Origin of the sequence: Sinomonas cyclohexanicum, assembly GCF_020886775.1 — a bacterium.
Taxonomy (GTDB): domain Bacteria; phylum Actinomycetota; class Actinomycetes; order Actinomycetales; family Micrococcaceae; genus Sinomonas; species Sinomonas cyclohexanicum.
In genome coordinates this window covers 513211-539072 of the sequence record NZ_AP024525.1, presented here as the reverse complement: position 1 = coordinate 539072, position 25862 = coordinate 513211, and the positions used below count along the sequence as shown (strand labels likewise).

Sequence of the window (25862 nt, the reverse complement as noted above, 5' to 3'; positions counted from 1 at the left end):
ACAAGAGGGTCACAGGGACGTCACTCGACAGCATGTGCCTGGGCTGACACGATCGAGGACATGACCACCGGATCCGGTGCCGACCCCCGCCTGCGCGACCTTGCCCTCCTGCGGAAGGTGCGTGACCGGATCGACCGCGAGTACGCACAGCCCCTCAATGTCGAGGCCCTCGCCTTGGGCGTGCACATCTCGGCGGGCCACCTGAGCCGGCAGTTCCGGGCGGCGTACGGCGAGTCGGTGTACCAGTACCTCATGACGCGGCGGATCGAGCGGGCCATGGCCCTGCTGCGGGTGGGGGAGCTCAGCGTCACGGACGTGTGCTTCGAGGTCGGCTTCTCGTCCCTCGGCACGTTCAGCACGCGGTTCGCGGAGCTCGTGGGTGTGCCGCCGAGCGTGTACCGGGACCAGGGCGCCGACGTCACCGAGGGCATGCTCCCGTGCATCGCCAGGCAGGTCACGAGACCGATCAGGAATCGAGAAGCGTGGCCCGCGCGCTCTGCGTAGCGTGGATGCCATGGAACTCACCATTCACGCAAGCGCACTCCCCCACGTCGACCCCGAGGAGTCTCTGGCCTTCTACCGCGACGTGCTCGGCTTCGAGGTCCGCCAGGATGTCGGCAAGGGCACCATGCGGTGGATCACCGTGGGCCCCGCGGGCCAGCCGGACACCTCGATCCTCCTCGCCCCGCCGGCCATCGACCCGGGGATCACGGACGACGAGCGGCGCACCATCTCCGAGATGATGGCCAAGGGCACGTACGGCTGGATCCTCCTGGCCACGCCCAACATCGACGAGGTCTTCGACAAGGTCCAGGCCGCCGAGGCCGAGGTGATCCAGGAGCCCACTCTGCAGCCCTACGGCCTGCGCGACTGCGCCTTCCGCGACCCCGCCGGGAACCAGATCCGCATCCAAGAGATCCGCTGATGTGCCACCCCGCATGGGGAGCGGCGCACGCTCCGGCCCCGTACCCGCGGGATCTCGTGCGGGTGCGGCGGCTGCGGGACCTGATCGACCGGGACACGCGCGACGCCGCGGGGCGGCCCCCGCTCGACGTCGCCGCCCTCGCCTCCCGCGCCGGGGTCTCCGAGGAGGGGCTCGCCCTCGAGTTCGGCCGGGCGTATGGAATCCCCCTCCACGACTACATCGCAGCACGCCGGGCACGCTCCCTCGTGAACGCGCCCTGAGGCACCCAACCCACAGCACAGGCACCACGAGGAGTCATCATGGCAGGCACGACCAACAGCAGGACAACGGCGACCGAACCGTCGTCGGCCGCGTTCAGCGACCAGGAGCGCGCGGCGATGCACGAGGTGGTCGCCGAGGCGAAGCGGGCCCGCACCCGCACGACCGCCGCGGAGAAGGCCGCCGGGGACCTTGCGGACACGATCGCCAGGATCGAGGGGTTCGAGGAGCCCGACCGGTCGATCGCCGGGCGGATCCACGAGCTCGCCACCGCGCAGGGGCTCGACCCCAGGCTCTGGTACGGCATGCCGGCGTGGACCCGCGGCGGCAAGCTGGTCCTGTTCTTCAAGGACCGCGCCAAGTTCTCCTCCCGCTACGCAACGCTCGGCTTCGAGGAGTCCGCGGCGCTGGACGACGGTGCCATGTGGGCCACGTCCTTCGCCCTGGCCGAGCCGGCCGAGGCGGACTGGGACCGCATCGCCGAGCTCGTCGCGCGCGCGGCTGGGTAGGGCCGCTCACCGCAGGACGACGAGCTGCGCCTTCCCGTCCGTGAAGAACTCGTCCCCGCTGCCGTTGCGCCCCATCTGCGGGTGCGTGAGCTGGACGAGGTCCTCCGGGTAGCCGAGCGTGCCGATGATGAACGCGCGCTCGGCATCGATGTTCGGGTCGATGTGGTGCGTAGGGACCTTCGCGGCGCCGGCGAACTCGATCCCGTCGTCGAAGCTCGCGGTCGCCTCCCAGACCGGGCGGCCGTCCGGCGCCGTGTAGTCGGTCTGCCAGATGCGGGTGTGGTGCCGCTGCCGCAAGGAGTTCGAGGCGGTCGCCTTCTGGAACGCCACCGTCTCCGGCTCGGCCGCCATGAACGCGGGCGTCACGGGGGCGCTCGAGTACTGGCCGCCCTGGAGCCCCACCGCGAACGCGCGGAGGGTGTTGACGAACGTCGACCGGTCCGCGCGGTCCCAGCCCGCGCCCTCGAACGCGGCCACGACCTGTTCCTCGGTGCCCACGTAGATGAAGTTGGCGGGCTCCATGTGCTCACCCGTGAGCGTCTCGCTGTACAGCGGCAGGCGCGCCAGCTGCCCCGCGTCCAGCGAGGCCAGTTGCTGGGTTGACCGCTGGGCCGGGTGCTCGTGCGGGTGCAGCAGGAGGGGCGCCGTCGCGACCGAGAACACGATCCCGATCACGGGCACGACGGCGAACACCCGCCCGGCGCTGCGATTCCGCCGCTCCCGCCGCACGATCGGGAACCGCGCCGCGATCTCGAGGAACCCGACCACGGCGGCGAGGATCGTGGCGCCGAACAGCATGCCGCCCCAGACGTCTCCCACGAAGTGGACGCCGAGGTACACCCGGCTCATCCCCACGAGCAGGACCACCACGAGGTACCCCGCGACGACCGCGGTGCGCGCCGCCGTGGTGCGGTACGCCCTGATCAGCAGGTACGCGATGACCCCGTAGACCACCGTGGCCCGGACGGCGTGGCCGCTCGGGAAGCTCAGCGTGCCCTCGTCGAGCAGGGCAAGCGCGGCATCCGGCCGGTGCCGGCCGAAGGCAAGCTTGGCCAGCGTCGCGAGGAGCTCCTGCGCCAGCACGGTGCCGAGCACCGCGGCGGCGAGGAAGCGCCGTCGTCTCCACCAGAGCACGACGACGGCCGCTACGGTCAGCACCGTCAGGGCCTGCCAGTTCACGAGCATCGTGGCTGCCGTGAAGAAGGCGGTCTCCCCGGGGGTGCGGACCAGTGGCATGAGGTTCGCTATGCGCTCATCGATCTGCGCGATCGTCCCGCCGCTGACCACCCCGAACGCGACCCCGAGGAAGCTCGCGAGGGGCCACGCCGCGATCACCACCGTGGCGGTGAGCCAGATGCCTGTGGGCGTGTCGCGCCGCAGCCGGGCGCGCAGCCATCTCATCGGCATGGCGTCGCTCGTTCTGGCGCTCGTCACGTACGCGTTCGCTTCGAGGCCTATCCACGCCGAGGCGCCCAGCGAGCGCAGCACCTTGCCCGGCAGCGTCAGCGCCCGCAGGACGGCGAACACGAACACCGCGACGAAGACGGCCTCGAGGAACACCGCGACAAGGAACAGCATCGGGGACACGAAGAGGGTCAGCGTCCGGACCGCATAGAAGAACGCGACCGCGAACACGAGGGCGGCGAGCGCGACGATGAGGTGAGCCCCCGCGCCCATCCGACGTCGTCCCGCGCGCACTCGTCCAGCGCCTGTCTGCGTAGCCATAGCCTGATTCTCCCCGGGTTCCTGCATGCGCCCTGTATGCCGCCCGGGACTTCAGGGTGCTCTCAGGGAGAACCCTGAATGCCCAGAGCGGCCTCCCGGGAGATAATCGAGGGGTGAGCACCCCCGGCCCCGACCCTCGGCGGAATCCGTACCGGGACCCGAGCGCCTACTGGCCCGACGGCGTCCCGCCAGTCGCTCCGCCCGGCGCGGCCAACCAGAGCCGCGGCGAGCTCGTCCGGCCGGGCGAGCACGCGCCGTCGCCCGTCACCGCCGGAGCGCGCCGCTCTTCGGAGCCCCGCCCCGCCAAGCCGGTCTCGCGCCTCGCGACCGTGCTGGGCGGAGTCTCGCTCGGGCTCGGGCTCCTCGCGCTCACGCTCGGATTCGTGCCCTGGATCGGGGCCGTGCTCGCCGCACCGCCGCTCCTCGGCTCGGTGTTCGGGGCGTGGGGCTCGTTCGCGCGATCGAAATCCCTGGCCGCACGCGTCTCGGTCATGGCGATCGCGGGCGTGGCGCTGAGCGTGCTGCACGTTGTGATGCTGTTCGTGCGCTGAGGCCCGTGGGGTCCGCCGTCAGTCCTCGCTGCTCGCCTCACGGCGCCGCACGCTGAGCAGCTCCACCTCGGGCCGCGCTGCAACGAGGCGCTCCACAGCTTCCATCACCTCGACGGCGTGCGCCCGGTCCGCCGTGACGATCGCCGCGCCGATGCGTGCGCGGCGATGCAGGTCCATGTCCCCGACCTCCGCTGCGGCGATCTCGTAGCGGCGCCGCAGCTCGGCGACGATGGGCCGCACCACCGAGCGCTTCTCCTTGAGGGAGTGCACGTCGCCGAGGAGCAGGTCGAACTCGATCCACGCGATCCACATGCGCCCATTCTCCCCTCCGTCGCCCCCGCCGCCGACGCCCGTCGCCCCCGCCGCCCCGCCCGTCTGGGGGTCAGAGGAGGCCGAGCCGGGCCAGACGGCGGCGGGCGGCGGCCTCGCTGGGCGGCATCGGGTCGAGGGCGCGGCCCACGACGGCGAGCGTCGCCTTCGCCGCGCCCCTCACCGGGAGCGGCACGGGGCCCAGATGGGGAGGCCGCAGCCCCAGGAGGTCGAGGTGCCGCCGCGGCATGGTCGTCAGGACGGCACCGAACAGGGCCGCGTATCCGGGCCCGAGGAGCGGGTCGAGGGGCGGCCGGCGGAGGAAGGCGACCACGTCGTCGACGCGAGGTCCGCCAGCGAGCTGCCCCGCGGCGTCGTACGCCTGGATCCGGGACCGCAGCGCGGCCTCGGTGCGCGGCGGGTCGAGGACGCCCATGAGCTCGCCCGCCACGGCCCACTCGGACACGTAGCGGTCGGCGCCGCCGGGCACGGGGCCGTGGAACGCCTCGTAGGTGCGCAGGAGTGCATCGGTGAAGGCGATGTGGACCCATTCGGCGAGCGCCGGATCGTTGGCGGAGTAGTGCTCGTGCACCCCAGCACCGGTGACGTACTCGCCCTCCACGGGGACGTGCCTGCGCTGCACCCACGCGCACGCGCCGCGGGCCGCCGTCGTGTCCCCGAAGGTCACGGTGAAGATCCAGCGGATGGTCCCGGCGAGCCGGGCGAGAGGATCCGCGCGGTAGTTGGAATGGTCGGCGACCCCCGCCAGCACCCCGGGGTGGAGGGCCTGGGTCAGGAGCGCGCGAATGCCGCCGGCGATCGGCGTCATGGAGCCGTGGACGGCCCAGACGGCGGAGTCGGGGGCAAAGAAGCCCGCGTCGTCGCCGTCCTCGAGGGCGGTCTCCCATGCCGGGATCCCCTCGGACTGGCCCGCGAATGTCAGGCGGAGCCTGGTCCGCAGCGGGGCGAGCAGGTCGATGGCCACGCACCTAGCCTACGGCGGCAGGGAAGAGCCTGCGGGGCCCCCTCCGTTGAGGCGGAGCCGGGGCCCCGGCAGGTGTGGCTACTTTGCCCAGTACACGTGGTTGGTGAGGGGGCGGAAGTCGTCCTGGTCCGAGATGCTGACCACCTCGCCGATCAGGATGACGTGGTCCCCCGCGTCCACCTGCTGCCAGAGGCGACACTCGACACGCGGTACGTCGGCTGCCACTATCGGCGAGCCGAGCACGCCGGACTCCCAGTCGAGGCCGGCGAACTTGTCGGTCCCCTTCGCCGCGAATCGCGCCACGAGGTCCCGGTGGGACTCGGACAGGATGTGCACCGCGTAGTTGTCAGTGTTGATCCACGTCTCGTAGGAACTCGAGTTCTTGTCCACGGCCCACGAGACGAGCGGCGGCTCGAGGCTGATGGACGTGAACGAGTTGCTCACGAGGCCCGCGAGGGTGCCGCCGTCCGAGGTGGTGATGACTGCGATCCCCGTGGCCCAGCAACCCATGGCCCGGCGCAGGTCGGCACCGGTCACAAGGTCGAGCGGGGTGGCGGTCATCTGTCCTCCAGCAGTTGGCCGGACGCCCACGGTGCGGGCGCCGTACTTGCCGCGGATGGCCACCGCGGCCGGATCCTCATCTGGGGCACCCCACTACGGGAGAGGGTTGCCGCCCGGCCAGCCAGAGCTTCACACCGGGACTCTTGATCCTGAGTTTCACAGTACGGAAGCGGCGGCGGGGGCGTCCACCCCTGCCACAGCCAGCTGGACACACTCCGACACAATGTCATTTGTTACAGCGGCCTCCACGCTTCTTTTGCACGGGGCGCGTGCGTCACGCAAGAGTTGAAAAGACCATCCCGAGCGGCCGAGAGATCTGGCTCAGTGACGCCGCAGCAACCCTGACTCCGTGCAAGGAGCCACTGGTGCTACCGCCAGGACCGATGGAGATGTCCATGACCGCCGTGACCCCTGCCCCCGCCAACCCTGCCTCGACCGATCCTGCCCAGACTGACCCCGAGCGCATCGCGTTCTGGGAGGACGCCGCCCGTCGGCTCACGTGGGAGCGCGAGTGGGACACGGCGCACACGTGGATCCCCGCGGACGTCGAGGCAAACGAGCCCCCGGTGATCCGCTGGTTCGAGGGCGGACGCCTCAACGCGGCCGTGAACTGCGCCGACCGGCACGTCGCCGCGGGGCGCGGCGAGAAGGTCGCGCTGCACTTCGAGGGCGAGCCCGGCGACCGGGTCACCGTCACGTACGCGGACCTGCAGCGCCGCGTGTCCCAGGCCGCGAACGCGCTGCTCGCGCTCGGGATCGGCAGGGGCGACCGGGTGGTCATCTACCTGCCGGTGCTCGTCGAGACGATCGTCATCACGCTCGCGTGCGCGCGGATCGGGGCCGTGCACTCGCTCGTGTTCGGCGGCTTCTCGGCCGAGGCGCTGCGCTTCCGGGTCGAGGACACGGGCGCGAAACTGCTCGTCACCACGGACGGCCAGTACCGCCGCGGCAAGGCCGTCCCCGTGAAGGAGAACGCCGACGCCGCGGTGCGCGGCGGGGCGGCAGGCGGGGACAACGCCGTCGAACATGTCTTGGTGATCCGGCGGACGGGCTCCGACATCGCGTGGACGCCGGGCCGCGACGTGTGGTGGCACGAGCTCGTCGACGCGCAGCCGGACACGCACGAGGCCGAGGCGTTCGACGCCGAGACGCCGCTGTTCATCATGTACACCTCCGGGACCACCGGGAAGCCCAAGGGCCTGGTCCACACGACCGGCGGCTACCTCACGCAGGCGTCGTGGAGCCACGAGTACCTGTTCGGCAACCCGGACCCGGAGCTCCGCGACGGGGACGTGCACTGGTGCACCGCTGACCTCGCGTGGGTCACGGCGCACACGTATGAGATCTATGGGCCGCTCTCCAACGGCGTCACGCAGGTGATCTTCGAGGGCACGCCCAACACGCCGCACCCGGGACGGCACTTCGAGATCATCCAGCGCTACGGGGTCACGAGCTACTACACGGCGCCCACGCTCGTCCGCTCGCTCATGGGCTGGTTCCCGGACGGGGTGCCCGCGGAGTACGATTTCTCCTCGGTCCGGGTCTGCGGCACCGTGGGCGAGGCCGTCAACCCCGAGGCATGGCGGTGGCTGCGCTCGACCGTGGGCCGCGGCGAGGTTCCGATGGTGGACACGTGGTGGCAGTCCGAGACCGGCGCGACCGTGCTCTCGCCGCGGCAGACGGACATCTCGTTCAAGCCCGGGTGTGCTACTACGGCGCTGCCCGGGCTCGCCACGGCGATCGTGGACGACGCCGGCACCCCGGTTCCGCCGGGCGTGCAGGGCAATATTGTGGTCACCGCCACCGGCCCGGCCATGGCGCGCACGGTGTGGGGCAACCCGCAGCGCTACCTCGACTCCTACTGGCGCGCGTACGCCGAGCAGGGCTGGTTCCTCGCCGGCGACGGCGCGAAGTACGACGCCGACGGCGACATCTGGATCCTCGGCCGCACCGACGACGTCCTGAACGTCTCGGGGCACCGGCTCTCGACGATCGAGATCGAATCGGCACTCGTGTCCCACCCGGCGGTGGTCGAGGCGGGCGTGTGCCCGGTGGCGGATGCGGTGACGGGGCACGCGGTGGCGGCGTTCGTCGTCGTGAATCCCGACGCGGTCGCGGCGCTGCCCGGCACGCTGGACGACGCACTCCGCACCCACGTCGCGAAGGAGATCGGGCCGATCGCGAAGCCGCGCGACGTGATCGTGGTCCCGGACGTGCCCAAGACCCGCTCGGGGAAGATCATGCGCCGCCTGCTCACGCAGCTGTTCGAGGGCACCCCGCTCGGCGACACGACGAGCCTGCAGAACGAGCCGTGCATCGCGGAGATCGAGAAGGTCCTCGCGGCGCGCTGACCAAAGACCCCGCAATAAGCCGCCAGGGACCCCACAACGAAAGGGACCTGACCCCTCAGCGTGAAGGGTCAGGTCCGTTTCGTTGCGGGGTCCCTGCCGGACCGTTGCGGGGTCCCTGGCCGACCGTTGCGGGGTCCCTGCCGGACCGTTGCGGGGTCTCAGGCCGAGGCGGCCTCGAGCTCGAATTCGCCCTCGCGGACCTTCGCGAACGCGACGGTCCAGGAGATGAGCTGGTCCAGCATGGGATCCACCGACGCGGCCTGCAGCTCGGTCGGCTTGAAGGTCGCGAAGTCCTCGAAGTCCGTGAAGAGCGAGAACATGCCCGTCTTCTGCACGTGCGCAACCTGGAGCTCGGACAGGACACCGCGCAGGTGCTCGACGGCGCGCGCTCCCATCGCGGAGCCGTAGCCCACGATGCCGGCGGCCTTGTTGGCCCACTCCGCGTTGAGGAAGGAGAGCGCGTTGGTGAGCGCCGGGGCCGTCGAGTGGTTGTACTCGGGCGTCACGAATACGAAGCCGTCGAACTGGGCGACCTTCGCCGCCCACGCCTTCGTGTGCTCACCCTGGTAGTTGCCGTACGCGGCCGGGAAGGCCTCGTCGAGCAGGGGCAGGTTGAACGAGTCGATGTCGACGAGCTCGTAGACGGCGTCGCCGCGCTGGCTCGCGCGGGCCACGAGCCACTCGGCCACCTGGAGGTTGTTGCGGCCCGGGCGGATGCTGCCGGTGACCACGGCGATGCGCGGGGCACCCTCGCGCACGACGGCGGCGGCCTCGGCGGCAGCCGTCGGCACGGCCTGGGCCTCGGCGCGGTGGGCGGCGGACGAGTCGGACTTGCCGAAGAGCTTCTTGAACCAGGACATGGTGCCTCACAGACTAAGTGGTTGATGATTCAACTAACAGTCTACAGCCTGATAAGTTGACGCATCAACATCCTGTGGTCCATGTCATCACAGGTGCGCCACGAGCCAGCGCCGCACCGCGCCGTCGAACGCGTCCGGTGCCTCGACGAAGCTCATATGCCCCACGCCCGGCAGGACCACGAGCTCCGCGGCCGGGATCTGCGCGCGCAGGGCCTCGCCGACGGCGACCGGCGAGCGCGCGTCGTCGGACCCATACAGCAGGAGGGTCGGGATCGCGATCGTCGGCAGGACCGGCCGGTAGTCCGCGCGGCCAGCCACGCGCAGGATCCCACGCATACCGGCCGGGCGAGAATCGGCCATGACCGCGGAGGCGAAGTCCTTCATCGCCGACGTCGCCCGGTCGGTGAAGAGGCTCGGGAGCCACGCGGGGATGATCTCGGCGGCGGGCCTGTCGAGTTCGGCGAGCACCTGGGCGTACCTTCGCTCGACCTCCTCGGGCGGCAGCGATCCGGCCCACCCGGCGTAGGCTGACGCGAGGATCAGCGATGCGGGCAGATCCGGGCGGACCTTCCACAGGTCGAGTGCGACCACGGAGCCGAACGACATCCCCAGGACGTGCGCCCGGGCACCGCCAGTGAGGCCGAGCCCGTCGAGGAGACCACCAAGCAGTCCGCCGAAGGTGCCGACGAAGCCTTCCGGCAGGTCCCCCGACCCGCCACAGCCCGGGGCATCCCACGCAATGACGGTGAACTCGTCGGAGAGGTCGGCGAGCTGGCGCTCCCAGATCCGGCTGTCCTCATACGCCCCGTGCAGGAGCACGAGCGCGGGGCCGCTGCCCGCCCGCCGGTACGCGATGCGGAGACCGTCAACGTCAACGGACTCCAGCTCGGGCACGTCCATGCAGCAAGGGTCGGGCCCCTGCCTGCCGACGTCAAGGGGACAGCACCCCGCAGCGGGAGAGGCTGCCTCACGTCAGCCGGTTCACGCCCGCGCGGGCCATCGCGGCCGAATCCTCGTCCCTCCGGGCGCGGAGCCGGGCGTCCATCTGAGCGGATGCCCGGACCTCGCGGGCCAGCCATGCCCACGCTCTCCGCAAGCCGAGGCGGAGCCCAGAGAGGTCGGGGAGCCCGAGGAGGTCGCCCGAGTGGTCGGGGACGGCTGTCGGCGCCACGAGGCGAGGGGCGCCGGCGTGCCGCACGCGGTGCGGAAGGCGAGCGGGCGACCGCGCGGTACCGGCCGCCGTCGTGCGCCCACCGATCGCTGCGGTGAGCCCGTGCGGTTCGCGGACGGGGCGGCGCCGGGCGGGACGCAGCGGGTGGAGGAGTCGCTCGTCGGCGGGCGACGGCGCGTGGCCGGCGCTGCGGGACTCGAGGGCGTGGGGGTCGGGGACCCGCGCGGCGGAGGTGGTGCGGGAGGCGGTTCCGGTGCGAGTGTTCGTTGCCATGCCATCGAGTGTGGGGCGCCCGTCGTCGCGGCAAAACGATTCGGTTGTACCCGAATCCTCGCCCTCGCGCGGGGCGAAACCTACGCTGGATCCATGTTCATCACGCTCACGAGCGAGGACCTCACCAAGGTCCATTTCGAGGCGTCTCCGCTGTGGGAGACGGTCACGAGCCTGAGGGCGCTGCAGGCGGGAACGCCGCTGCACCGGCCGTGGATCGCGGAGGCGCGGCAGCGCATCACCGCGAGCGAGGACCCGCTCGGGCGGGAGCACCTGCGGATCCTGACCACGCTCGTGCAGCCCAAGGGGTACATTGCCGACTCGCTCACGCCTACCCCGACCCGGGCGGACACGTTCGCCGAGGCCCTCGCCGCGGTGGGCGAGGTCCCTGCCGAGCTCTGGCTGCGCGATCTGGACTGCCTCGAGGACCGCAAGCCCACCGGGTACATGCGCGCAACCCTCGACGAACTGCGCGCCGACATCGACGCGGCGGTGCCCCGCATCGTCGCCGCGCTGCGCTGGTACTGGGCGACCGCCGTCGAGCCCTACTGGCCCAAGCTGCGCTCGGTGCTGCTCGCGGACATCGACTCGCGCCTCGAGGAACTCTCGCGGTACGGCATCCAGGAGGTTTTCAAGACCCTGCACCCGAGCGTGCGCCCCACCCCCACCGGCCTGGAGATCACGCGCGGCTGCGAGGCCACGGACCTGCCCACGCCCGGCAGCGGGCTGATCCTCGTGCCGAACGCGTTCGTGTGGCCGTCCACGCTCGTGCTGAACATTGCGCCGTTCGTCCCGACGATCACGTACGCACCGCGCGGTGTCGGGCGCCTGTGGGAGACGACGCGGGAGACGCGCGAGTCGCCGGTCTCACGGCTGCTCGGGCGCACGCGCGCGCAGATCCTCGCGCAGCTCGACGTGCCGATGACGACGACGCAGCTCGCCTGCGCGCTAGACCTCGCCGCCGGGACGGTCAACTCGCACCTGAAGGTGCTGGCCGATTCGGGCCTCGCGGAGGCGCTGCGGGCCGGCCGCGAGGTGTTCTACCAGCGCGGCCGGGTGGGCGAGGAGCTCCTCGCGCGGGCCTAGCCCCGTTGCGGGGTCCCTGGCACCCCGTTGCGGGGTCCCCGGCACCCCGTTGCGGGGTCCCCGGCACCCCGTTGCGGGGTCCCTGGCACGACCAAGGACCCCACAAGCGCTCGCCAGAGACCCCACAACGAGAACCCGCTAGGGTTCCGCCGCTGCCGCCGCTGCCGTCGCCTCCCCGATGCTGTGCAGCGCGACCGGCGAGACCCCGTTGACGAACCAGTCGCCGAGCCCGCGCGCCTTGAACGCGACGGGGTTGTGCGTCGCAACGGTGCGGGCGTTGCGCCAGTGCCGGTCAAGGGCCTTCCCGCGCGACACCGCGGAGGCGCCGGCAGTGTCGAAGAGCTGCTGCGCGGCGTCGACTACGAGCGGCGGCACCGCCACCTGGGCGAGGTCGACGGCGACCGCTCCCTTCGCGTACCGGTCCTCGGCGGAGGCTTCGGGCCCGAGCGCCAGAGCCGCGTCGAGCTCGCGGGCCGCCGCCAGCACCGAGGACTCCGCCGCGAACGACTTTGCGGCGAGCTGCCCGACCAACGCAAGGATGAGCGGGTCCTCGCGGAACAGCTGCCCGGACCCGGTGGAGAACGTGCGCGTCCGCTGCGCCACGAGCGACGACGCGTCGCGCACCACCGCCTTGCCGATACCCGCGAGCACGGACAGGAGCATGAGCTGGAGGAACGCGGGCTCGTGCGTGGTCGACTCGGTGCGCGGCACGGCGTCCTCGGCCGGAATCGGGACGTCGCGGAACACGGCGGTCCCGGTGCCGGTCATCTGCTGCCCGAACCCGTCCCAGTCGTCGCGGATCTCGACGCCGGCGTGCCGGGTCGGCGCGAGCGCGTAGAGCCGCCTGGCCACCCCGTCGGGCCCCGGCTCGGGCGACGCCATGACGGCCACGTAGTCGGCGAAGATCGTCCCGGTCGTGTAGTACTTCTCGCCCGTCAGCAGCCACCCGCCGTCAGCGGCGGGCACGAGCCGGGTCGCGACCGTCCCGAGCGCGTTGCCGGAGCGCTCGGTCGCGGCGTTGCCGAAGATCACGCCGTCCACGACACGGCCGAACCACCGCGCCCTGAACGCGTCGCCCTGCAGCGCGATGGTCTCGACGAACGCGAAGTGCGAACGCAGGAGGTGCCCCACGGACGAGTCCGCGGCGGAGAGGTCGATGAGCAAGCGCACCAGCGTCTCGATGGAGGCGCCGAACCCGCCGTACTCAGCCGGCACGCGGATCCGCCCGAATCCGGCCTCCTTGAGCCAGCCCACGTGCTCGAACGGCAGCGTCCGGCCCAGCTCGCGCTCGAGCGCGCCCTCGGCGATCCGGGCGAAGACCGGCGCGAAACGTTCGGTGAGCTCCGCGTACGAGGCGCCGGGCGGCGTCGTGCTTCCCATGGTTCCCCTCCTTCACGTGCGCCGCGGCGGGGGCGCACGCCTCGAACCTAGACCCCTCCCCGCGGGCTCACGGTGGTTGCGTTGCTTCCGGTTACGAAGCACGACGGCGATCGGTCGCCGGCGCGCGACGTCGAACCATATTCGGCGCTTAGGGTGAATGTCGGAGTGTGACGGAATAATTTGCATCGTTACGCCCTGTTTCGCGACAATCGAAACGACCATCCCGAGCGGCCGAGAGATCTGGATCTGTGACGCCGCAGCAACCACGGCCCCGCCGGAATCCCCGGCGGGATGCCACAGGTGCTACTGCCAGAAGCGATGGTGAGTGCTCCGATGCCGCGGCGCGGGCCCCACGTCGCGCCCGCATGTAAGGAGCGCACCATGACCGGTCACGTGATCGACCTGGAAACACCCCTCAAGTTCGCCTACTGGGTGCCCAACGTCTCGGGCGGGCTCGTCGTCTCGACGATCGAGCAGCGCACCAATTGGGAGTTCGAGTACAACAAGAAGCTCGCCCGCATCGCGGAGGACTCCGGCTTCGAGTACGCCCTCACCCAGACCCGCTACGCCGCCAGCTACGGCGCGGACAAGCAGCATGAGGCCACGTCCTTCAGCCTCGCCCTGCTCATGGCGACCGAGCGGCTCAAGGTCATCTCCGCCGTGCACCCGGGCATGTGGCACCCCGGCGTCCTCGCCAAGTTCATCATCACCGCGGACCACCTCTCCGGCGGCCGCGCGGCCGTGAACATCGTCTCCGGCTGGCTCAAGGACGAGTTCGTGAACTTCGGCCTCGAGTGGCTCGAGCACGACGAGCGCTACGTGCGAACCGAGGAGTTCATCAACGTGCTCCGCGGCCTGTGGACGCAGAAGGACTTCTCGCAGTCGGGCAAGTACTACAACATCAAGGACTTCACGCTCAGCCCGGCCCCGCTCGATGTGCCGGGCCGCGCGCACCCGGAGATCTTCTTCGGCGGCAACTCCACGGCCGCGCAGGCCGCCGCGGGCCGCACCGCGGACTGGTACTTCTCCAACGGCCGCGACCTCGAGCCGTTCAAGGACAACATCCGCGGCGTCCTGGCCGCCGCCGAGTCCGGCCGCACGGCGCCCCACCAGCCGAAGTTCGGGCTCAACGGCTTCGTGATCGCCCGCGACACGGAGAAGGAGGCGCAGGACACCCTGCGCGAGATCATCGCCAAGGCGCACAAGCCGGCCGTCGAGGGCTTCGCCGCCGCCGTCAAGGAGGCCGGCCAGTCCACGAAGGACGGCAAGGGCATGTGGGAGGACTCCACGTTCGAGGACCTCGTCCAGTACAACGACGGCTTCCGTACCAAGCTCATCGGTACCCCGGAGCAGATCGCCGAGCGGGTCGTCGAGTACAAGAAGATCGGTGTGAACCTCTTCCTCACCGGCTATCTGCACTTCCAGGAGGAGGTCGAGGCGTTCGGCCGCGACGTGCTTCCGATCGTGCGCGAGCTCGAGGCGGACCTTGCCCGCAAGAACGGCACCGAGCTGCGCACCGACCTGCTCCCGGTGACCACCTTCGCCGGGGCGAACGCCTGATGGCCGAACGCCAGTTCGGGTTCCGCACCCGCGCCCTGCACGCCGGCGGCACGCCGGACGCTGAGCACGGCGCCCGCGCGGTCCCGATCTACCAGTCCACCTCGTTCGTGTTCAAGGACTCGGACGACGCCGCGAACCTCTTCGCGCTGCAGAAGTACGGCAACATCTACTCCCGCATCGGCAACCCGACGGTCGCGGCGTTTGAGGAGCGCATCGCCTCGCTCGAGGGCGGCATCGGCGCGGTCGCGACGGCGTCGGGCATGGCCGCGGAGTTCATCACGTTCGCCGCGCTCACCCAGGCCGGGGACCACATCGTCGCGTCCTCGAAGCTGTACGGCGGGACGATCACCCAGCTCGACGTGACCCTGCGCCGCTTCGGCGTTGAGACCACGTTCATCGACTCGACCGACCCCGAGCACTTCAAGGCAGCCCTGCGCGGGAACACCAAGGCCCTGTACACCGAAGTGGTGGCCAACCCTTCCGGTGACATCGCCGACCTGGCCGGCCTCGCCGCCGTCGCCCATGAGCACGGCATTCCGCTCGTGGTCGACTCGACGCTCACCCCGCCGTACATCCTGCGGCCGATCGAACACGGCGCGGACATCGTGATCCACTCGGCCACGAAGTTCCTCGGCGGGCATGGGACTACGCTCGGCGGCGTCGTCGTCGAATCCGGCACGTTCAACTGGGGCAACGGGAACTTCCCGACCATGACCGAGCCGGTGCCCAGCTATGGCAACGTCTCGTGGTGGGGGAACTTCGGTGAGTACGGGTTCCTCACGAAGCTGCGCTCCGAGCAGCTGCGCGACATCGGGCCGTCGCTCCCGGCGCAGTCCGCGTTCCAGCTCCTGCAGGGCGTCGAGACGCTCCCGCAGCGCATGGACGCGCATCTGGCGAACGCGAAGCGCGTGGCCGAGTGGCTCGAGGCCGACCCGCGGGTCACGTACGTGAACTACGCGGGCCTGCCCTCGCACCCGCAGCACGAGTTCGCCAAGCAGCTCCTGCCGCTCGGCGTGGGGTCGGTGTTCAGCTTCGGAGTGAAGGGCGGCCGTGAGGCCGGGGCCCGGTTCATCGAGGCACTCCAGCTCGCCTCGCACCTGGCCAACATCGGCGACGCGCGCACCCTCGTCCTGCACCCGGGCTCGACCACGCACCAGCAGCTCTCCGCGGAGCAGCTCGTCGCGGCCGGCGTCCCGGAGGACCTCATCCGCCTCTCCGTGGGGCTCGAGGACGTCGAGGACATCATCTGGGACCTGGACCAGGCATTGGCCGCCTCGCAGGAGATCCAGGACTTGGAGCAGGAATTCGCGGCTCCGACGTACGACGGCGAGGCGTGCGCCCTGCCGGTGAAGGGAGCGAACAAGTGAGCGCCGCCGTCGAGAGCACCGAGCGCGCCTGGGTGGGCCCCACAGCGCCCGAGCGTCTGGCGATCCTGCACGACACGAAGGTCATCGCGATCGTCGGCGCGTCGGACAAGCCGAGCCGCGCGAGCTACTTCGTCGCGACGTACCTGCTGTCCTCGACGCGGTACAAGGTGTACTTCGTCAACCCGGTGGTGAAGACGATCTTGGGGCAGCCGGTCTACGCCTCGCTCGCTGACCTTCCCGAGACGCCGGACCTGGTCGAGGTGTTCCGCAAGCACGACGACCTCCCCGGCGTACTCGAGGAGGCCAAGGCCGTGGGCGCCAAGACCATCTGGCTGCAGCTGGGCTCGTGGCACGAGGGGGTCGCGGCGGACGCCGAGGCGGCCGGGATGAATGTGGTCATGGACCGCTGCGTGAAGATCGAGCACGCCCGCTTCCACGGCGGCCTGCACCTCGCGGGCTTCAACACGGGGGTCATCTCAAGCAAGCGCCAGACCCTCGCCTGACGCTCGCTGGGCAGCGTCGAAAGCACGACGGCGGCCGGTCACCTTCCGCGCGGAAGGTGACCGGCCGTCGTCGTGCGCCCACCGTCGAGGAGTCACTTCCGCCCAGTCGAGGAGTCACCTCCGCACCGTCGAGGAATCGGGGCAGCGCGGATGTGGCTCCTCGATCGTTCGTACGTGGCTCCTCGGCACAGGAAGGCTGCACCCACAGCTCGGCGCGACGTCCCACGGGATAATTCGTCCAGCGGCGGCCGATCGCAGTCGTGCTTAAGCACAGTGATCCACGCCACGGAAACGGGCAAGATGGTGTTATGACTAGCACTGCGAGCACCCCAGTCGAGCCCGGCTACCGGGTCCTGAACCCCGCCACGGGCGAGGTCGTCGAGACGTTCCCCACCGCAACGGACGCCGAGGTCGAGGCCGCCCTCGCGGCCGCCCAGAGCGCGTTCGAATCGTGGCGCGCCACCCCGATCGAGGACCGCGCGAAGGTCGTGTCCCGGATTGCCGAGCTCTTCACCGAGCGCGCCGACGAGCTTGCCGCGATCATCACCGAGGAGATGGGCAAACCGCTCTCCCAGGCCAAGGGCGAGGCCGAGTTCTGCACGGACATCTTCAAGTACTTCGCCGACGAGGGCCCGGTCCTCGCCGCGGACCAGGAGATCAAGACGTTCTCCGGCGGCCGCGCCGTGGTCCAGAAGCTGCCGATCGGCCCGCTCCTGGGCATCATGCCGTGGAACTACCCGTACTACCAGGTGGCCCGCTTCGCCGCGCCGAACCTCATGCTCGGCAACACGATCATCCTCAAGCATGCTGAGTCGTGCCCGCGCTCGGCGCTCGCGATCCAGCAGATCATGGATGACGCCGGCGTCCCGAAGGGCGCCTACGTCAACGTGTTCGCGTCCCACGCGCAGATCGCGGACATCATCGCCGACCCGCGCATCCAGGGTGTCTCCCTGACCGGCTCGGAGCGCGCGGGCGCGATCATTGGGGAGCTCGCGGGCAAGAACCTCAAGAAGGCCGTGCTCGAGCTCGGCGGCTCCGACCCCTTCGTGGTCCTCGATGCGGCGGATCCTCGCGCCCTCGCGGACACCGCGTGGGACACGCGCATGGAGAACACGGGCCAGGCCTGCAACTCGAACAAGCGCATGATCGTCATGGAGGACGTCTTCGACGACTTCGTGGCCCAGTTGACCGCGCGCGCCCAGGCCCTCACGCCCGGCAACCCGGCTGAGGACGCGGAGGGCACGTTCGCGCCGCTGTCCTCCCGCGCAGCCGCCGAGGGCATCGCCGCGCAGGTGCAGGACGCCGTCGACAAGGGTGCCACGCTCCACGCCGGCGGCGTCCTCTCCGAAGGCGACGCCGCGTACTACTCCCCCGCCGTCCTCACGGGCGTCACCCCGGAGATGCGCGCGTACAAGGAGGAGCTGTTCGGCCCGGTCGCCGTGGTGTACAAGGTGGCCAGCGACGAGGAGGCCCTCGAACTCGCCAACAACACCCCGTATGGGCTTGGCGGAGCCGTGTTCTCGACCGACACCGCGCGCGCCGAGAAGGTCGCACAGCGCCTCGAGGTCGGCATGGCCAACGTCAACACGCCCGCCGCCGAGGGCGCCGAGGTCCCGTTCGGCGGGGTCAAGCGCTCGGGCTTCGGCCGCGAGCTCGGCCCGCTCGGCATGGACGAGTTCGTCAACAAGCGGATGTACTTCGTGGCGGACTGACGACGGCGGGCGGGTCGCCTCCCCGCCCGCCCCCGCCCCCTCCGTCTAGGGGTCAGCTCCTGGGGGTCAGCTCCCGTCGGTCCACCCGCAGGACGTGACCTTCAGGAGGTGACCCCCAGAAGCTTTCGTCTCGGACGCTGGGACGACGGCGGCGGTCGCCTCCCCACCGAAGCGCGAGGTTCAACCACCATTCTCGGCGGCGCGGCAGGCCTCGATGCCCTCGAGGGCCCACTCGGCCTGGGCGGGCGTGCCCACACGGGAGGCCCACTGCTCCGCGAGCTGGAACTCGACGAGGGCCTGGGCCGGCTCGCCGGCGTCGAGGAACAGCCACCCGAGGTTGCCGTGCAGCGAGATGCACCATCGCTGGGCGCGGGCGCTGTGGGCGTCCCGGGCGTACTCGATGCCCGCGCGCGCCCAGGACACGGCGTGGCCGGCATCCGCGATGGCCAGCATGTGGAAGGCGTCCGCGGTGAGGAACTCCTCGCCGAGGTGCTCGCCGAGCTCGGCGGCCTGCTCGAACAGCGGCACCGCCATCGCGGCGTGGCCCGAGGAGTTGAGCACGCGCCCGCGCTCGAGGAGCACGCGCACGGCGATGGTGGGGTCGAGTTCCGAGTCGATGCCGTCGAGCAGCGCGTCGGCCTCCTCGAACCGGCCCTGCAGCCCGATGGCTCGCCCCAGCTGGGTGGCCAGCTCGCGGCGCTCGGCCTCGTCGAAGGTGCGCGCCTCGAACGTGCCGTCCTGGAGCGCGGCGCGGAAGCGCTGCTCCGAGGCGGCAGGGTCCGAGAAGTCCCAGAGCGTGTCGAGCGTGGTCTGATCCAGCACCCTCCCACCCTAACCCGCCTCAGCGGGCGAGCCGGCTCCAGCCCAGCGCCTCGCGCTGCACCCGCGGCAGGCCGGCCACGACCAGATCGTACGAGTCCTCCACGAGGTCCCGCACATCGCCGTCCGTGAGCGCCCCGTCGAGGCGGACGTCGCTCCAGTGCTTCTTGTTCATGTGCCATGCCCCGGAGATCTCGGGGTGCGCAGCTCGCAGCTGCACGGCAAGCGCCGGGTCGCACTTGAGCGCGACCTGCAGCGGATCGGCGTCGAGGCTGGACAACGCGAACATCTTCCCCGTCCGCTCCTCGCCACCGGACGGAGCTCGCACCTTGAACACGGAGGCTTCGGGCCCGAAGGGGAAGTCCTCGTACGCTCCGGGGAATCCGAGGCAGAGCTCGCGCAATGCCGCCCCGTCCATCAGGCAGCGCCCATCAGGCGGCCGCCCATCAGGCGGCCGCCCATCAGGCGAGCTTCCGCTTCTGCCGCCACAGCTCCCGCTCGGGGCACCGGTCCATCACGACGTCGAGCCCGGCGGCCAGCGCGCGCTCCGCGGCCGCCTCGTCGATCACGCCGAGCTGCAGCCACACGGCCTTCGCGCCAACCGCAATCGCCTGGTCTACGATGTCCCCCACCCGCTGGGAGTTGACGAAGCAGTCCACGACGTCGATCGGCCCCAGCTCGGCCGGGATATCGGCAAGCCGCGCGTAGCCGGTCTCACCGTGCACGCTCTCGGCGCGGAGGTTCACGGGGATGATGCGGTTGCCCATCGCGTCGCGGACAGTCAGCGCCACGGAGTACGCGGCCCTCCACTCGTTTCGCGTGAGGCCCACGATCGCCCACGTGCCGGGGGTCTCCATGAGTCGGTCGATGACAGCGGGATCGTTCACATGCCGCATGGGGCCCATGCTATCCCCCTCCCTGCGTAACCGCTGAGCCGCTACCGGTTGGCGCCCTGGCCGTTTTCGCCCTGGCTGTTGCCGCCCTGGCCGCCGCTCCGCTGACCGCTGGATCCCTGACGCGATCGTGCGGAGTCTGCGTGACCCGGATTCTGTCCCTGCGCGTTCTGCCCCGGGTTCTGCCCCTGCTGGGTCCTGTCTCCCGTGGCGCGGCCCTCGCCGTTCTGCGTGTCCGCCCCCTGGGCGTTCCCGTTCTGGCCCTGTTCCGGGGCGGCGGGAACTTCGGCGGGATCCGCGCCTGAGGGTGACTCCCCTGGCGCCGTGGCCTGTCCGGGCTGGTTCTGCACGGGGCTCACCGCCGCACGGCCCGCGGCTCCCCAGTCCCAGCCCTGCACGCCGACCGCGGCGGCCACGCTTGCTCCTCCGAGGCCCAGGCCGACCGCCACGACCGCGCTGATCACAGCACCCCGATGCCGCTTGACGAGCCGCGGGCGTGCCGCGGCCTCCGCCTTGAGCGCCGCAACGCGAGTCAGCGGGACAACTGCGGCCACCTCGAGGGGCGCGGTCTGCAGTTCCCTGCGCGGCACCCCGCGCACGACGGCGAGCGGCGCGGTCGCGACGTCACTCGCCGCGGCGCCGGCCGGCGCCCCCTCAGCGGCGGCGAAGATGCGCGCGAGCGCAGGGGCCAGCGGCGGCGCCTCCGCCGGGCGCAGCGCGAGGAGCGGCTCGAGCGTATGGAGGAGTGCGGCGTCGTGCTCGAGGCCCTCTTCGGCGAGCACCGCCTGCACTTGCGTCCTGTTCACGCTCATCGGACCCACTCTTCCTCGGACACGTGCTCCCGCAGGGCCAGGAGGGCCCTGCGCTGGAGCTGTTTGACCGCCCCCGGCGTCTTGCCGAGGGCGGAGGCGACTTCCTCGATGCTCAGCTCCGCGACGATGCGGAGCGTGAGTACCTCTTTCTGGTCCCCCTGGAGCTTGCCGATCAGCAGCTCGGCGTCGGTCTGCCCCGTCGTCTCGAGGGCCTCGTGCTCGGCGGAACTCGCCTGCCGGGTATCCAGCAGGGGGTCGTAGTCGATCACCACCGGGCGCCGCTCGTGGCGCCTGTAGTAGTCCACGACCCGTGCGTGGGCCACCGAGAAGACGAACGTCTTCAGGCCGCGCAGCCCGCCGTCGATTCCAGCGAGCCGCGGCAGGACACCCACGAAGACGTCCTGCGCGAGGGCCTCAGGGTCCTCGACGCCCCGCGCCGCCGCGTAGCCCACCACGGCGGGCGCCAGTGATCGGTACACGAGCGTGAACAGCTCGTGCTCCGTGCGGGCGCCCGGCTCAAGGTCGGCGTCGGTGATCTGTTCGGGCACAGGGTTCCCCTGGGTGGTGCGGTCGGAGTCCGCCCAGTCTAGCCGTCGGCCAGCTGCGCTGACGGCTCGCCGGGCGTGACCGCCGGACAGAGAAGAAGCCGGGCTGGAACATGATGGGGGACAGATTCCAGCCCGGCTTACACACTGGTAATCGCCGGGGGTCCGCGAAAGGTTACGCGGACCCCGAACTTCTTTTCTGGTCAGTCGATGAGGTCCCGGACCACGATGGTCTGGTCCCGATCGGGGCCCACGCCGATGGCGGAGAACCGCGTGCCGGAGAGCTTCTCGAGCGCGAGGACGTAGTCGCGGGCGTTCGCGGGAAGCTCGTCGAGAGTCGTCGCGCCGGTGATGTCCTCGGTCCAGCCGTCGAAGTACTCGAAGATCGGAGTGGCGTGGTGGAACTCGGTCTGGGTCATGGGCATCTCGTCGTGCCGCACGCCGTCCACGTCATACGCGACGCATACCGGGATCTTCTCGATGCCGGTGAGCACGTCGAGCTTCGTCAGGAAGTAGTCGGTGAAGCCATTGACGCGGGAGGCGTGGCGGGCCAGGACCGAGTCGTACCAGCCGCAGCGGCGGGGGCGGCCAGTGTTGACGCCGAACTCGCCGCCGGTCTTCTGGAGGTACTCCCCCATCTCGTCGAACAGCTCCGTGGGGAACGGGCCCGCGCCCACGCGGGTGGTGTAGGCCTTGATGATGCCGATCGCGCGGGAGATGCGCGTGGGGCCGATCCCCGAGCCCACGGACGCGCCGCCCGCGGTGGGGTTCGAGGACGTCACGAACGGGTACGTGCCATGGTCCACGTCGAGGAACGTGGCCTGGCCGCCCTCCATCAGGACCACCTTGCCGTCGTCGAGCGCCTTGTTGAGCTCGTAGGTGGAATCGACCACGAGGGGGCGCAGCCGCTCGGCGAAGCCCAGGAAGTAGTCGACGGTCTCGTCCACGCTCACCGCGCGGCGGTTGTACACCTTGACGAGCAGCTCGTTCTTCTGCCGGAGCGAGCCCTCGACCTTCTGGCGGAGGATCGACTCGTCGAAGACGTCCTGCACGCGGATGCCGAGGCGGGCGACCTTGTCCATGTAGGCGGGGCCGATGCCGCGCCCGGTGGTGCCGATGGCGCGCTTGCCGAGGAACCGCTCGGTGACCTTGTCGAGGGTCTGGTGGTAGGGCGCCACGAGGTGGGCGTTGGCGGACACGCGAAGACGGGAAGCATCGCCGCCGCGGGACTCGAGGCCGTCGATCTCGTCGAAGAGGGCCTCGAGGTTCACCACGCAGCCGTTGCCGATGATCGGGATCGCGTTGGGGCTCAGGATGCCGGCGGGGAGGAGCTTGAGCTCGTACTTCTGGCCGCCCACCACCACGGTGTGCCCGGCGTTGTTGCCGCCGTTCGGCTTGACCACGTAGTCCACCCGGCCGCCCAGCAGATCCGTCGCCTTGCCTTTGCCCTCGTCGCCCCACTGGGCTCCGACGATCACGATTGCTGGCATGGATTCCTCCCCGAAACCGCCCACGACCCGGCTGGCCGTCGGCCTACATGCAAGCACCCCGGACGCGCACGTTGTGGCTGGACTTCCGGGGCTCTTGCCACCCAAGTCTACCGAAGCGGGGCAAGCGGCACCGAAGATGAGGGGTAGCACTCGTATCAGGAGGTCAACAGTGGACGATCATTCGCGCCGGGACGGCAGTGCCGGCAGCTCGGCGAGGAACGGAGCCGAGGCTGCCGCGCACAACGCCGCGCACCAGACGGAGCGGGTCATGCGCACCCCGGCTGCCCGCGGCGCCGCCCGTGCCGGGTTCGTCTTCGTGGGGCTCCTGCACGTGCTCATCGCGTGGCTGGCGCTCCGAGTGGCGACAGGTGGCTCCGGCAACCGGGCCGACCAGTCCGGCGCCGTCCAGCAGATCGCCTCGGCACCGGGCGGGCCGGTGCTCCTGTGGGCAGGAGCCGTCTGCTGCGCAGCGCTGGCGGTCTGGATGGTCATGACGGCCGTGGCGGCGTGGCGGCGCGCCGGAAAGGCAACCAAGGCGCTCGGCCCCGGCGGCACGGCTCTAGCGTACTTCGCCATGACGTGGCTGTTCATCAGCTTCGCCCTGGGCAACCAGAAGAACTCGGGCCAGCAGTCCCAGCAGACCACCGCGAACCTGCTCTCGGCACCGGGCGGGCCGGTCCTCGTCTTCGTCGCGGGACTCGTGGTCCTCGGCGTGGGCGTCTACTTCGGCTTCCGCGGCGTGACGCGGGGATTCCTGGGCAAGGACGCGCAGCCGAACGAGTCGGCTCCGGGCTGGGTGAAGGTCGTGGGGAGCGTGGGCTACACAGCCAAGGGCATCGCCGTGGCCGTGGTGGGGGTCCTCGTGCTGGTCGCGGCAGTGCGCCATGATCCCAGCCAGCAGTCCGGGCTCGACGGCGCTCTCAAGAGCCTGGCCGGCCAGCCGTTCGGCACATGGATCCTGGCCATCGTGGCCCTCGGCCTCGCGTGCTACGGCGTCTACAACGCGGCTCGGGCCCGCTACGGCCGGTTCTGACCCCAAGCGTCTCGGATCCGCGCGTTGTGGCGCGCACGACGTCGGGTGCCAGACCCGCGCGGGCCGGGCACCCGGCGTCGTGCGTACCTGAAACGCACGGGGCGGCCGGGCACGCCTACCCCGCGTACTGCTTCCGCAGCTCGGCCTTGCGGATCTTGCCGCTCGCGGTGCGGGGCATCTCGGTCACGAACACCACGGACTTGGGGATCTTGTACCTCGCCAGCCGCCCGTCAAGGTGTGCCCGGACCTGCTCCTCGGTCAGGGTCGTCCCCTCGCGCAGCGTGACGATCGCGCGCGGCACCTCGCCCCACTTGTCGTCGGGGACCCCGATGACCGCCACGGACGCGACGGGCTCGAGCTCGACGATGATCGCCTCGACCTCGGCGGGGTAGATGTTCTCCCCGCCGGAGATGATCATGTCCTTGAGCCGGTCCGAGACGAACAGGAACCCCTCCTCGTCCCGGTAGCCCATGTCCCCTGACTTGAACCAGATCCCGTCCGCGTACGACTCCCGCGTGGCATCCGAGCGGTTCCAGTACTCCTTGATCACGTTGGGCCCGGAGATCTGGATCTCCCCCACCTCACCGGGCGCGAGGACCTCGCCGATCGGGTCCGCGATGCGGATGTCGGTGAAGAACTGCGGCAGCCCGGACGAGCCGGCCTTCTCGACCGACCGCCACACCGGCAGGGTCGTCGCCCCGGGTGCGGTCTCGGTCATCCCGTACCCGTTGGAGAAGCCCAGGCCGCGCGCCTCGTACGCCTCGAGGACGCGCAGGGGCACGGCGGAGCCGCCGCACGTGAGCTTGTCCAGGGAGCTGAGGTCGGTCGAGTCCCATGCGGGGTGCTCGCACAGCATCTGGAACGTGGTGGGCACCCCGTTGAGGGAGGTGACCCTGTGCCTCTCGATGGCCGCCAGCACCTGGCCGGGATCGAATTTCTGCTCGAGCACCACGGTGGCGCCCTTGAGCAGCATGGGCAGCAGACCCATGTCGAGCGAGGCGACGTGGAACAGCGGGGAGATCATGAGCGCGACGTCGTGCCGGTTCACGTCCATGTCCGTGATGACGTTGATGCAGTTCCACGTGATGTTCCCGTGGGTCAGCAGCGCGCCCTTGGGCCGCCCGGTGGTGCCGGAGGTGTAGAGGATCATGGCGCCGTCGTCGTGGGTCACGGTCTCGTCGATCACGTCGGCGGGCGCGCTCGCCACGGCATCGTCGTAGCGTTCGACGACGGGCCCCGCCTGGGCGGGCACCGCGCCGTCGCGCGCCCCGTACTGCAGACCAGAGCCCACGACGAGCCGCTGCCGCACGCCGGTCCCGACGACTGCGGCCGCTGCGAGCGGCTCGAGGGCGCCGCCGTTGATCAGGAGCCGCGCGCCCGCGTCCTGGAGCTGGAACTGCAGCTCCGGCGGGGCCAACCGCGTGTTGAGCGGGATGAAGATCGCCCCGAGGAGCCCCGCGGCGAAGAACGTCTCGACGAACGCCGGATCGTTCTCGCCCAGGTACGCGACGCGGTCGCCGCGGGCCACGCCGCGCCGGCGCAGCGCGTTCGCGAGCCGGTCGGCGCGCTCGGAGAGCTCGTCATAGCTGTACGTGCGGTCCCCCGCGATCAGTGCCGCCTTGGGCCCCGACTTGGGGCGGCGGCGGTGGAGCCACGAGCCGACACCGTTGTTGTACATGGGTTCCTCCCTACTCGGCTGGGTACTCGGCTCGGCTTACTTGTAGAAGCGCGCGAGGAACTCGGCGACGACCGCCGGGCGCTCCTGCCCCTCGATCTCGATGGTCGCGCTGACCTTGATCTGGGCGCCGCCCTTGACCTCGGACACCTCGGCGATCTGGGCCGCCATCCGCACCTTGGAGCCGACCTTGACCGGCGAGGTGAAGCGGACCTTGTCGAGGCCGTAGTTGACCTTGGCAGTGACGCCCTCGACGTCGAACAGCTCGCCCCAGAACGGGATGACGAGGGAGAGCGTGAGGAAGCCGTGGGCGATCGGGGCGCCGAACGGGCCGTCCTTGGCGCGCTCGGGGTCGGTGTGGATCCACTGGTGGTCGTCGGTGGCGTCGGCGAACAGGTTGACGCGGTCCTGGGTGATCTCCATCCAGTCCGTGGTGCCGAGGTCGGCGCCGGCCATGGTGAGGAGCTTGTCGAAGTCGACGATCATTCGCGGGGTGGTCATGGTTTCTCCCT

At 70.7% G+C, this 25862-nt stretch carries 28 protein-coding genes and 2 riboswitches; of the genes, 12 read left to right on the top strand and 16 right to left on the bottom strand.

All coding sequences use genetic code 11. From position 1 onward, the window contains the following. The first annotated feature begins 60 nt into the window (after positions 1-60). The 4 genes from SCMU_RS02660 to SCMU_RS02645 are packed head-to-tail and all read left to right on the top strand — an operon-like array spanning position 61 to position 1692. Entirely contained in the window at positions 61-504 is a 444-nt protein-coding gene (locus SCMU_RS02660) for a helix-turn-helix transcriptional regulator (protein WP_229231445.1), read from the top strand. 10 nt (positions 505-514) lie between these two features. Continuing rightward, positions 515-925: a VOC family protein gene (locus tag SCMU_RS02655; RefSeq protein WP_229231443.1), complete on the top strand. Its 411-nt coding sequence runs from the start codon at positions 515-517 to the stop codon at positions 923-925. Continuing rightward, a complete protein-coding gene (locus tag SCMU_RS02650) occupies positions 925-1185 on the top strand; it encodes a helix-turn-helix transcriptional regulator (RefSeq protein WP_229231442.1) in 261 nt (86 codons plus the stop codon). The genes SCMU_RS02655 and SCMU_RS02650 overlap by 1 nt, the downstream gene beginning before the upstream one ends. Before the next feature lie 39 nt (positions 1186-1224). Then, entirely contained in the window at positions 1225-1692 is a 468-nt protein-coding gene (locus tag SCMU_RS02645; protein WP_229231441.1) for a DUF1801 domain-containing protein, read from the top strand. 6 nt (positions 1693-1698) lie between these two features. Here SCMU_RS02645 and SCMU_RS02640 read toward each other — a convergent pair whose 3' ends face one another. Beyond that, positions 1699-3417, bottom strand: coding sequence for an LssY C-terminal domain-containing protein (locus SCMU_RS02640; protein ID WP_229231440.1), 1719 nt, complete (start codon positions 3415-3417; stop codon positions 1699-1701). Between the two features lie 113 nt (positions 3418-3530). On the opposite strand from SCMU_RS02640, the gene SCMU_RS02635 reads away from it, so the two are divergent. Continuing rightward, a complete protein-coding gene (locus SCMU_RS02635) occupies positions 3531-3968 on the top strand; it encodes a hypothetical protein (RefSeq protein WP_229231439.1) in 438 nt (145 codons plus the stop codon). Positions 3969-3986: 18 nt separating this feature from the next. On the opposite strand, the gene SCMU_RS02630 is transcribed toward SCMU_RS02635, so the two are convergent. The 3 genes from SCMU_RS02630 to SCMU_RS02620 form a co-directional block, all read right to left on the bottom strand. Next, on the bottom strand, positions 3987-4280 hold the full coding sequence (locus SCMU_RS02630) for a DUF503 domain-containing protein (protein ID WP_229231438.1): 294 nt from the start codon (positions 4278-4280) through the stop codon (positions 3987-3989). A gap of 70 nt (positions 4281-4350) precedes the next feature. Beyond that, positions 4351-5262 (bottom strand): oxygenase MpaB family protein, encoded by a 912-nt coding sequence (locus SCMU_RS02625; protein WP_229231437.1) that lies wholly within the window; start codon positions 5260-5262, stop codon positions 4351-4353. 78 nt (positions 5263-5340) lie between these two features. Next, positions 5341-5823 carry a flavin reductase family protein gene (locus tag SCMU_RS02620; RefSeq protein WP_229231436.1) on the bottom strand — a complete coding sequence of 161 codons (483 nt, stop codon included), beginning with the start codon at positions 5821-5823 and terminating at the stop codon, positions 5341-5343. Between the two features lie 37 nt (positions 5824-5860). Continuing rightward, positions 5861-5972, bottom strand: a riboswitch (SAM riboswitch). Positions 5973-6114: 142 nt separating this feature from the next. After that, a riboswitch (SAM riboswitch) is annotated at positions 6115-6213 on the top strand. Between SCMU_RS02620 and acs the strand changes: the two genes are divergently transcribed. Continuing rightward, the gene (gene acs / locus SCMU_RS02615; protein ID WP_443020374.1) at positions 6213-8174 is read left to right on the top strand and encodes an acetate--CoA ligase; all 1962 of its coding nucleotides are present in this window, start codon (positions 6213-6215) and stop codon (positions 8172-8174) included. Its footprint overlaps the riboswitch before it by 1 nt. A gap of 158 nt (positions 8175-8332) precedes the next feature. Here acs and SCMU_RS02610 read toward each other — a convergent pair whose 3' ends face one another. The 3 genes from SCMU_RS02610 to SCMU_RS02600 all read right to left on the bottom strand — a co-directional run bounded on the left by SCMU_RS02610 (position 8333) and on the right by SCMU_RS02600 (position 10478). Further along, complete coding sequence (locus tag SCMU_RS02610) at positions 8333-9034, bottom strand: NADPH-dependent FMN reductase (protein ID WP_229231433.1); 702 nt, start codon at positions 9032-9034, stop codon at positions 8333-8335. Positions 9035-9121: 87 nt separating this feature from the next. Then, complete coding sequence (locus SCMU_RS02605) at positions 9122-9934, bottom strand: alpha/beta fold hydrolase (RefSeq protein ID WP_229231432.1); 813 nt, start codon at positions 9932-9934, stop codon at positions 9122-9124. A gap of 67 nt (positions 9935-10001) precedes the next feature. Next, the gene (locus SCMU_RS02600) at positions 10002-10478 is read right to left on the bottom strand and encodes a hypothetical protein (protein WP_229231430.1); all 477 of its coding nucleotides are present in this window, start codon (positions 10476-10478) and stop codon (positions 10002-10004) included. 93 nt (positions 10479-10571) lie between these two features. On the opposite strand from SCMU_RS02600, the gene SCMU_RS02595 reads away from it, so the two are divergent. Continuing rightward, entirely contained in the window at positions 10572-11561 is a 990-nt protein-coding gene (locus SCMU_RS02595; protein WP_229231429.1) for a winged helix-turn-helix domain-containing protein, read from the top strand. A gap of 138 nt (positions 11562-11699) precedes the next feature. Here SCMU_RS02595 and SCMU_RS02590 read toward each other — a convergent pair whose 3' ends face one another. After that, the gene (locus SCMU_RS02590) at positions 11700-12941 is read right to left on the bottom strand and encodes an acyl-CoA dehydrogenase family protein (RefSeq protein ID WP_229231428.1); all 1242 of its coding nucleotides are present in this window, start codon (positions 12939-12941) and stop codon (positions 11700-11702) included. A gap of 381 nt (positions 12942-13322) precedes the next feature. Between SCMU_RS02590 and sfnG the strand changes: the two genes are divergently transcribed. The 4 genes from sfnG to SCMU_RS02570 all read left to right on the top strand — a co-directional run bounded on the left by sfnG (position 13323) and on the right by SCMU_RS02570 (position 18083). Next, positions 13323-14501, top strand: coding sequence for a dimethylsulfone monooxygenase SfnG (gene sfnG, locus SCMU_RS02585; RefSeq protein ID WP_229231427.1), 1179 nt, complete (start codon positions 13323-13325; stop codon positions 14499-14501). Continuing rightward, positions 14501-15868 (top strand): O-acetylhomoserine aminocarboxypropyltransferase/cysteine synthase family protein, encoded by a 1368-nt coding sequence (locus SCMU_RS02580; protein ID WP_229231426.1) that lies wholly within the window; start codon positions 14501-14503, stop codon positions 15866-15868. The genes sfnG and SCMU_RS02580 overlap by 1 nt, the downstream gene beginning before the upstream one ends. Further along, complete coding sequence (locus SCMU_RS02575) at positions 15865-16371, top strand: CoA-binding protein (RefSeq protein WP_371829625.1); 507 nt, start codon at positions 15865-15867, stop codon at positions 16369-16371. Before SCMU_RS02580 ends, SCMU_RS02575 begins: the two co-directional genes overlap by 4 nt. A gap of 308 nt (positions 16372-16679) precedes the next feature. Further along, complete coding sequence (locus SCMU_RS02570) at positions 16680-18083, top strand: NAD-dependent succinate-semialdehyde dehydrogenase (RefSeq protein WP_229231425.1); 1404 nt, start codon at positions 16680-16682, stop codon at positions 18081-18083. A 180-nt stretch (positions 18084-18263) separates the two neighbouring features. On the opposite strand, the gene SCMU_RS02565 is transcribed toward SCMU_RS02570, so the two are convergent. From SCMU_RS02565 to SCMU_RS02540, 6 genes are all read right to left on the bottom strand, one after another. Continuing rightward, on the bottom strand, positions 18264-18905 hold the full coding sequence (locus tag SCMU_RS02565; protein WP_229231424.1) for a tetratricopeptide repeat protein: 642 nt from the start codon (positions 18903-18905) through the stop codon (positions 18264-18266). Between the two features lie 19 nt (positions 18906-18924). Further along, positions 18925-19320: an MmcQ/YjbR family DNA-binding protein gene (locus SCMU_RS02560; protein ID WP_229231423.1), complete on the bottom strand. Its 396-nt coding sequence runs from the start codon at positions 19318-19320 to the stop codon at positions 18925-18927. Positions 19321-19363: 43 nt separating this feature from the next. Continuing rightward, on the bottom strand, positions 19364-19798 hold the full coding sequence (locus tag SCMU_RS02555) for a CoA-binding protein (RefSeq protein ID WP_229231422.1): 435 nt from the start codon (positions 19796-19798) through the stop codon (positions 19364-19366). A 41-nt stretch (positions 19799-19839) separates the two neighbouring features. Beyond that, a complete protein-coding gene (locus SCMU_RS02550) occupies positions 19840-20607 on the bottom strand; it encodes a hypothetical protein (RefSeq protein WP_229231421.1) in 768 nt (255 codons plus the stop codon). Further along, positions 20604-21155, bottom strand: a complete 552-nt coding sequence (locus SCMU_RS02545) for an RNA polymerase sigma factor (protein WP_229231420.1) — start codon at positions 21153-21155, stop codon at positions 20604-20606. The genes SCMU_RS02550 and SCMU_RS02545 overlap by 4 nt, the downstream gene beginning before the upstream one ends. Before the next feature lie 200 nt (positions 21156-21355). After that, positions 21356-22642: an adenylosuccinate synthase gene (locus SCMU_RS02540; RefSeq protein WP_229231418.1), complete on the bottom strand. Its 1287-nt coding sequence runs from the start codon at positions 22640-22642 to the stop codon at positions 21356-21358. Positions 22643-22811: 169 nt separating this feature from the next. Between SCMU_RS02540 and SCMU_RS02535 the strand changes: the two genes are divergently transcribed. Then, complete coding sequence (locus SCMU_RS02535; RefSeq protein ID WP_229231416.1) at positions 22812-23675, top strand: DUF1206 domain-containing protein; 864 nt, start codon at positions 22812-22814, stop codon at positions 23673-23675. A gap of 115 nt (positions 23676-23790) precedes the next feature. Here the strand turns inward: SCMU_RS02535 and SCMU_RS02530 are convergent, their stop codons facing one another. Both SCMU_RS02530 and SCMU_RS02525 read right to left on the bottom strand, forming a co-directional pair. After that, positions 23791-25353: an acyl-CoA synthetase gene (locus tag SCMU_RS02530; protein ID WP_229231415.1), complete on the bottom strand. Its 1563-nt coding sequence runs from the start codon at positions 25351-25353 to the stop codon at positions 23791-23793. Between the two features lie 36 nt (positions 25354-25389). After that, positions 25390-25851, bottom strand: a complete 462-nt coding sequence (locus SCMU_RS02525) for a MaoC family dehydratase (protein WP_229231413.1) — start codon at positions 25849-25851, stop codon at positions 25390-25392. Positions 25852-25862: the final 11 nt, after the last annotated feature.

What these genes read in the sequence shown, in the direction of transcription:
- SCMU_RS02525 (WP_229231413.1), bottom strand. Translation starts at nt 25,851, where the DNA reads ATGACCACCCCGCGAATGATCGTCGACTTCGACAAGCTCCTCACCATG.
- SCMU_RS02645 (WP_229231441.1), top strand. Translation starts at nt 1,225, where the DNA reads ATGGCAGGCACGACCAACAGCAGGACAACGGCGACCGAACCGTCGTCG.
- SCMU_RS02605 (WP_229231432.1), bottom strand. Translation starts at nt 9,934, where the DNA reads ATGGACGTGCCCGAGCTGGAGTCCGTTGACGTTGACGGTCTCCGCATC.
- SCMU_RS02630 (WP_229231438.1), bottom strand. Translation starts at nt 4,280, where the DNA reads ATGTGGATCGCGTGGATCGAGTTCGACCTGCTCCTCGGCGACGTGCAC.
- SCMU_RS02580 (WP_229231426.1), top strand. Translation starts at nt 14,501, where the DNA reads ATGGCCGAACGCCAGTTCGGGTTCCGCACCCGCGCCCTGCACGCCGGC.
- SCMU_RS02555 (WP_229231422.1), bottom strand. Translation starts at nt 19,798, where the DNA reads ATGCGGCATGTGAACGATCCCGCTGTCATCGACCGACTCATGGAGACC.
- SCMU_RS02590 (WP_229231428.1), bottom strand. Translation starts at nt 12,941, where the DNA reads ATGGGAAGCACGACGCCGCCCGGCGCCTCGTACGCGGAGCTCACCGAA.
- SCMU_RS02640 (WP_229231440.1), bottom strand. Translation starts at nt 3,417, where the DNA reads ATGGCTACGCAGACAGGCGCTGGACGAGTGCGCGCGGGACGACGTCGG.
- SCMU_RS02570 (WP_229231425.1), top strand. Translation starts at nt 16,680, where the DNA reads ATGACTAGCACTGCGAGCACCCCAGTCGAGCCCGGCTACCGGGTCCTG.
- sfnG (WP_229231427.1), top strand. Translation starts at nt 13,323, where the DNA reads ATGACCGGTCACGTGATCGACCTGGAAACACCCCTCAAGTTCGCCTAC.
- SCMU_RS02650 (WP_229231442.1), top strand. Translation starts at nt 925, where the DNA reads ATGTGCCACCCCGCATGGGGAGCGGCGCACGCTCCGGCCCCGTACCCG.
- SCMU_RS02560 (WP_229231423.1), bottom strand. Translation starts at nt 19,320, where the DNA reads ATGGACGGGGCGGCATTGCGCGAGCTCTGCCTCGGATTCCCCGGAGCG.
- SCMU_RS02530 (WP_229231415.1), bottom strand. Translation starts at nt 25,353, where the DNA reads ATGTACAACAACGGTGTCGGCTCGTGGCTCCACCGCCGCCGCCCCAAG.
- SCMU_RS02550 (WP_229231421.1), bottom strand. Translation starts at nt 20,607, where the DNA reads ATGAGCGTGAACAGGACGCAAGTGCAGGCGGTGCTCGCCGAAGAGGGC.
- SCMU_RS02610 (WP_229231433.1), bottom strand. Translation starts at nt 9,034, where the DNA reads ATGTCCTGGTTCAAGAAGCTCTTCGGCAAGTCCGACTCGTCCGCCGCC.
- SCMU_RS02600 (WP_229231430.1), bottom strand. Translation starts at nt 10,478, where the DNA reads ATGGCAACGAACACTCGCACCGGAACCGCCTCCCGCACCACCTCCGCC.
- SCMU_RS02595 (WP_229231429.1), top strand. Translation starts at nt 10,572, where the DNA reads ATGTTCATCACGCTCACGAGCGAGGACCTCACCAAGGTCCATTTCGAG.
- acs (WP_443020374.1), top strand. Translation starts at nt 6,213, where the DNA reads ATGTCCATGACCGCCGTGACCCCTGCCCCCGCCAACCCTGCCTCGACC.
- SCMU_RS02660 (WP_229231445.1), top strand. Translation starts at nt 61, where the DNA reads ATGACCACCGGATCCGGTGCCGACCCCCGCCTGCGCGACCTTGCCCTC.
- SCMU_RS02620 (WP_229231436.1), bottom strand. Translation starts at nt 5,823, where the DNA reads ATGACCGCCACCCCGCTCGACCTTGTGACCGGTGCCGACCTGCGCCGG.
- SCMU_RS02655 (WP_229231443.1), top strand. Translation starts at nt 515, where the DNA reads ATGGAACTCACCATTCACGCAAGCGCACTCCCCCACGTCGACCCCGAG.
- SCMU_RS02540 (WP_229231418.1), bottom strand. Translation starts at nt 22,642, where the DNA reads ATGCCAGCAATCGTGATCGTCGGAGCCCAGTGGGGCGACGAGGGCAAA.